Genomic DNA, 5,453 nt, shown 5'->3' on the forward strand with positions numbered 1-5,453 from the left:
TCCTCCCAGCCGAACAGCGCCGCCTACCGGCTGGCGGCGCTGTTCGGCTGGGAGGATACCCTCTACACCCACTTCTCCGTGCGCCTGCCCGGCGACGGCGAGCCGCGTTTTTTAATTAATCCCTTCGGCATGATGTTTGACGAAGTCACCGCCAGCAACCTGATCGTAGTGGATATGCAGGGCAAAGTCGTAGAGGGCGACGCGCCGGCTAACTCGGCGGGCTTTACCATCCACAGCGCGGTGCATATGGCCCGGGAAGATGCCCACTGCGTGATCCACACCCATACGCTGCCGGGAATGGCGGTGGCCGCCTGCGAGGATGGCCTGCTGCAGCTCAACCAGCTCAGCACCGAGTTTTACCAGCGCGTCGGCTACCATCCCTATGAAGGGGTGGCCTTTGACCTCGACGAACGGGCGCGCATCCAGCGCTCGCTGGGGAATAATATCGCTATGATCCTGCAGAGCCACGGCCTGCTGTCGGTGGGCCGCACCGTGGCTGACGCGTTTTACATCATGTACTACCTGAACCGCGCCTGCGAGATCCAGATGGCCGCCGCCCAGCTGGCGCCCCTCAGCCCGATCCACACCATCGCCCCGCACCTTAGCCAGCACGCCTGCGAGCAGCTGATGGGCGTGGAGCATGAACGTCAACAGGTCTGGCAGGCGTGGCTGCGCCGTCTTGACCGTCTCGATACCTCTTACAAAGACTAACGCCTATGTCTGATATCACTATCGTGGTGGATTGTAACGACGCGGATTTCGCCCGCGATATCTGCGCCGCCCTGCAGCAGTTTCCCGACGTCACGGCGCTTCTGCCCCATCACCAGGCGGCGCGCGACGCCCAGTACGCCAGCTGCTGGTTCCCGGACCCGCAGCTGTTGACCCGTTCGCCGGGCCTGAAGCTGATCCAGGCCGCGTCCGCCGGGGTCGATCATCTGCCGCCCGCGCTGTTCGCCAGCGAGATCCCGCTGTGCCGGGTGATCGATGAAGATTTTCGCCACGGCATGTTCGAATATGCCCTGTGGAGCGTCCTGTGGTTTCAGCGCCATTTCGACCGGGCGCTGGCCCACCAGCGGACCCAAACCTGGAAGCTCTATCCCCAGCGCGCCGCCGCAGACTTCCATATCGGCATTATGGGGCTCGGCGAAATTGGCGGCTATATCGCCGACCAGCTGGCCCGCCTCGGCTATCGGGTCTCCGGCTGGTCGCGCAGTGAAAAGCAGCTGGCTGGCGTCACCTGCTATCGCGGCGAGGAGGCGCTCGACAGCTTCCTCGGGTCGCTTGACGGGCTGATTAACCTCCTGCCGCTCACCGCGCAGACCCGGGGTATCCTCGCCGCGCCGCTGTTCAACCGGCTACCCGCCGGGGCGGTGTTGATCAACTGCGGCCGCGGGGAGCATATGGTCAATGAGGATGTGCTGGCGGCGCTGGAGAGCGGCCAGCTCGCCGGGGCGGTGCTCGACGTCTTCCCGCAGGAGCCATTGCCGGCGGACGATCCGCTGTGGCGCCATCCGCAGGTGGTCATCACCCCGCATATGGCCTCTGCGGCCCCTGCCGAGGTGATCGCCCGCCAGTTGCTGGAGAACATTCAGCGCCAGCGCCGCGGGCTGCCGCTGAAGAACCTGGTCAATAAGCACGCCGGTTACTGATCCCCGGCTATATCGCCGCTGCTACGCTTAATAGGAGATCCACAACCAGAAGGCAGGAACATGAAGATTGATTTATCGGGGAAAGTCGCGCTGGTCACCGCCTCCACGGCGGGTATTGGCTTCGCCATCGCCAAAGGCCTGGCGGAGAGCGGCGCAGAGATCATCCTTAACGGGCGCAGTGAGCAGAGCGTGAACGCCGCCATCGCTCGTCTGCAAAATGAGGTGTCGGGCGCGAAGGCGCGACCCGCCATCGCCGACCTCAGCGACGCCGACGGCGCAGCCCAGCTGCTGCGGGCGGTGAACGGCGTCGATATTCTGGTCAATAACGCCGGGATCTATGGCCCGCAGGATTTCTACGCCACCGACGACGCGACATGGGACAACTACTGGCAGACCAACGTCATGTCCGGCGTACGCCTGTCACGGGGGCTGCTCCCGGCGATGGTCAGTAAAGGCTGGGGACGGGTGGTGTTTATCTCCTCGGAATCGGCGCGCAATATCCCGGCGGACATGATCCACTATGGCGTCACCAAGACCGCGCAGCTCTCGCTGGCCCGCGGCCTGGCGAAATATGTCGCCGGCAGCGGAGTGACCGTTAACAGCGTACTGCCGGGGCCGACGATTTCCGACGGCTTTGCCGAGATGCTGAAAGACGACGTGGCGAAAACCGGCAAGTCGCTGGAGGAACTGGCGAAAGCGTTTGTTATGACCCATCGTCCGAGCTCGGTGATCCAGCGGGCGGCCTCGGTGGCAGAGGTCGCCAATATGGTGGTCTACGTCTGCTCGCCGCAGGCGTCAGCCACCTCCGGCGCCGCGCTGCGCGTCGATGGCGGCGTGGTGGATGATATTCTCTGAATCCCCTTTATGCAGGGGAGCCCCCTCCCCTGCCGCCTTCCCGGGCGCTAAAAAGCGCAAAATGTTAAAAAACAGCCGCAAAGTCGCACAAAGTGAACAGGAACATGTATTCCCAGAACTTATGATATTTGTTTTAAGCATAAGTTGTGGTGTTAATGTCTCTGTTACGAAGCTTGCTTTTCTTTTTCGGCGCGGCGGTCGCGGCCGCCCTCGCGGTACTCTGCCTGTGGGTGGATATTCGGGTGTTTGGCAACGACATCCCGGAGGTGTCGCTCACCGAAGTGGTCCAGGAGAGCGTGCTGGCCGTTATCGTGCTGGTTCATCTGCTGCTGGCGCGGAAATATGCCCACTTGCGCTATAGCAATATCCTCATCGGCGGCTTCTTTCTCGCCATGCTGATCCGTGAGCTGGATGGCCTGTTTGATTTACTCTCCCACGGCAGCTGGGTGTGGTTTGCCCTGCTGGCCACCGCGGGGTCGCTGCTGTTGCCGTTGCGCCATCTGCGTCAGACCCTGTCGCAGCTGGCGGAGTATACCCGCACCCCGTATTACGGGATGATGATTAGCGGCCTGCTGGCGATTCTGGTCTTCTCGCGGCTGTTTGGCATGCACGGCCTGTGGTACGCCGTGCTGGAAGAGAACTACGCCCGGGTGGTAAAAAATACGGTCGAGGAAGGCAGCGAGTCGTTTGGCTATATGCTGTGTCTGACCGCCACCCTGGGCTACGCCTGCTACTTTCGCGGTCTGGCGCGACAGGCGCTGTCGCCGCAGCGCTAACCGTGGACGATAGCCACCGCCGGACATATCTGCCGGTGGTGGCGCGCCGCCGCGGTTAACCGCGAATTTTCCACTTCCGTTTGAGAACCTCTTTGTCCTGGCTATCCAGCCACTGGTTCACTTTCTCCAGCAGCGCCGGGTTATCTTTACTCATCATATACACCTTGTCGCTGGCGGTGCCGGCGAATGGCGTTTCGTTGGCAACGCAGAACACGCCGGGCTCTTTGCTCTGGTAATAGTCGCCTTCAATCAGATCGGTCACCATCATATCGGCCGTTTTCTGCCGCAGCGCCTGCAGGTTATCGACATTGTTCTGCACGCGGATAATTTGCGCCTGCTTGATGTGCTCATCGACAAAGCTCTGGTTTGTGCCGCCAGGGTTGACGACCACTTTCACGTCCGGACGGTCAATTTTTTCCAGCGAACCGAGCCGCGGGGCGGCCTGGCAGTTGGCTAAGGCGATTTTTCCGTTCGCCACCACCGGATGGCTGAGGGCGAAGGCTTGCGCCCGCGCCGGGGTCTCGGTAACCCCACCCATCGCAATATCAAACTTGTCCGCCTGCAGATCGGCGGCGAGCGCGGGCCAGCTGGTGTAGACGAAGCTCACCTTCAGCCCGAGCGTGCGCCCGAGATCGCGGGCCATGTCCACGTCATAGCCCTGCAGTTCGCCGGCGGCATTGCGAAACGCCAGCGGCGCGTAATCGCCCGGCACGCCCACCTTCAGTTCACCGCTGTGCTCGATGGATTGCATATCGCGCGCCTGGGCGCCGCAGGTCATTATCGCCAGCGTCAGCGCCAGCCCCACCGTCAGTCTCATTTCGCCATCCTTAAAGTTATCGTTTTTCATGCCAGAGTGACCGGCCGCATCAGTCACAGTATCCGCCGCGCGAGCCAGGGCATTCATCCTATTTTTAAACACCGGGACATACAACCCGACGGCGCGGTTGCCGATCGCAAATCTGGCGATAAAACACAGCCCCATCCGGTGAATGATCCCTCATCCGCCGGGCATAGCCTTACGTGAACGATCGTATTTTACACAATGAAGCGGGTTCGTTCGCTTGGCAAAAAAGAGCAATAAGCTATTTATAACACATTGATATAAAACAGAAAATTTTTTATTGAGAGTTATTTGGCATTCAACTCGCGTCAATAACCGTCTTATTTACGCCGCAATTCCCCCGCGCTACTATCCTGACAAAAGCAGCCCATAAATAACAAGCCAGTTTATTTCCAGGCATTAATAAATTAGTCAGTTAAATGAATAAATAAAAAAACATACTTGGCGTAAATAAGACTCATCAAAATAACGGCCCTGGCGCCAGCTTTACGGGCAATAGAGAAGGAAAGAAAATGAAAATAATCACGCTGTGTCTGGCGACGGTCTTTGCCGGACTGGCCGCCGGCTCTGCACTCGCGGCAGAGGGCAAGCTGAATTTCATCGGCAAGGTCGTGAACGCCTCCTGCAAGCTCGAAGGGGTGAGCGACAGCGGGGTCATCGGCGTCAGTATGGGCGCTATTCCGCTGTCGAGACTGAAAAACAGTCAGTCTGGGACCGGGCCGGCGGTCGGCATCGACATTCGCGTTAAAGATTGTGAGAAAGGCACTTACTATATTGTGGTTGACGGCCCCTCGCCTGCCGGCACGCCTGAAAACCGCGTGCTGGCGCTCGACGGCAGCGGCAAGCCGGCCAGCAACGTAGGTATTCTGCTCACGGACCGCACGGGCACCCCACTCAGCCTCGATGAACGCCTTGATCCGCAACACGATCCTCGCATAGAGATCTCGGTGGACGGCGGCTCCGGAACCTTCAGGCTGAACGCCTTCTATTACACCTGGGACAAAGCCCACGCCGATCCCGGCGACGGCAATGCGACGGCCCGATTTACCATTATGCAGGAATAGCTTCCCGGTCAGGGATGAAACTTCAAGGGAGTCCTCATGAAAACACAGCTGGCGGTTCTGCTCTGCGCAGTGACCTTTCAGGTCTGCGCCGGGATCACCATTAATGCCACGCGGGTGGTCTATTCCGGGAAAGAAAAGGTCGCCAGCCTGAACATTCACAATCGCAGCAGCACGCCTTATAAAGTGCAGATCTGGCTGGACGCCGGACTCAATACCTCGCGCATTGGCCTGCCGATAGTGGCGACGCCGCCGCAGGTCTATTTATCGC

Annotated in this window: 7 protein-coding genes; 6 read left to right on the forward strand and 1 reads right to left on the reverse strand. The window is 60.0% G+C overall.

Going from position 1 to position 5,453, the window contains the following annotated elements:
• The 4 genes from KHQ28_RS27865 to KHQ28_RS27880 all read left to right on the forward strand — a co-directional run.
• The coding region (locus KHQ28_RS27865) for a class II aldolase/adducin family protein (RefSeq protein WP_211777777.1) at window positions 1-711 on the forward strand (711 nt) is incomplete at its 5' end.
• A gap of 5 nt (window positions 712-716) precedes the next feature.
• Window positions 717-1,649 carry a glyoxylate/hydroxypyruvate reductase A gene (locus KHQ28_RS27870; protein ID WP_021469944.1) on the forward strand — a complete coding sequence of 311 codons (933 nt, stop codon included), beginning with the start codon at window positions 717-719 and terminating at the stop codon, window positions 1,647-1,649.
• Window positions 1,650-1,709: 60 nt separating this feature from the next.
• Window positions 1,710-2,504 (forward strand): SDR family NAD(P)-dependent oxidoreductase, encoded by a 795-nt coding sequence (locus KHQ28_RS27875; RefSeq protein ID WP_021469945.1) that lies wholly within the window; start codon window positions 1,710-1,712, stop codon window positions 2,502-2,504.
• A 155-nt stretch (window positions 2,505-2,659) separates the two neighbouring features.
• Window positions 2,660-3,280, forward strand: a complete 621-nt coding sequence (locus tag KHQ28_RS27880; protein WP_004145700.1) for a hypothetical protein — start codon at window positions 2,660-2,662, stop codon at window positions 3,278-3,280.
• A gap of 55 nt (window positions 3,281-3,335) precedes the next feature.
• Here KHQ28_RS27880 and KHQ28_RS27885 read toward each other — a convergent pair whose 3' ends face one another.
• Window positions 3,336-4,184 (reverse strand): transporter substrate-binding domain-containing protein, encoded by an 849-nt coding sequence (locus tag KHQ28_RS27885; protein WP_032419429.1) that lies wholly within the window; start codon window positions 4,182-4,184, stop codon window positions 3,336-3,338.
• Window positions 4,185-4,633: 449 nt separating this feature from the next.
• On the opposite strand from KHQ28_RS27885, the gene KHQ28_RS27890 reads away from it, so the two are divergent.
• Both KHQ28_RS27890 and KHQ28_RS27895 read left to right on the forward strand, forming a co-directional pair.
• A complete protein-coding gene (locus KHQ28_RS27890; RefSeq protein ID WP_004145703.1) occupies window positions 4,634-5,185 on the forward strand; it encodes a fimbrial protein in 552 nt (183 codons plus the stop codon).
• Between the two features lie 36 nt (window positions 5,186-5,221).
• Window positions 5,222-5,453 (forward strand): molecular chaperone (locus KHQ28_RS27895; protein ID WP_211777778.1); only part of this gene is annotated, 232 nt, incomplete at its 3' end.

This window comes from Klebsiella sp. 28 (genome assembly GCF_018223905.1).
Lineage (GTDB): Bacteria > Pseudomonadota > Gammaproteobacteria > Enterobacterales > Enterobacteriaceae > Klebsiella > Klebsiella pneumoniae.

Bases quoted from the DNA above. Each gene is read 5' to 3' on its own strand.
- KHQ28_RS27870 (WP_021469944.1), top strand. From the start codon at position 717: ATGTCTGATATCACTATCGTGGTGGATTGTAACGACGCGGATTTCGCC.
- KHQ28_RS27875 (WP_021469945.1), top strand. From the start codon at position 1,710: ATGAAGATTGATTTATCGGGGAAAGTCGCGCTGGTCACCGCCTCCACG.
- KHQ28_RS27880 (WP_004145700.1), top strand. From the start codon at position 2,660: ATGTCTCTGTTACGAAGCTTGCTTTTCTTTTTCGGCGCGGCGGTCGCG.
- KHQ28_RS27885 (WP_032419429.1), bottom strand. From the start codon at position 4,184: ATGAATGCCCTGGCTCGCGCGGCGGATACTGTGACTGATGCGGCCGGT.
- KHQ28_RS27890 (WP_004145703.1), top strand. From the start codon at position 4,634: ATGAAAATAATCACGCTGTGTCTGGCGACGGTCTTTGCCGGACTGGCC.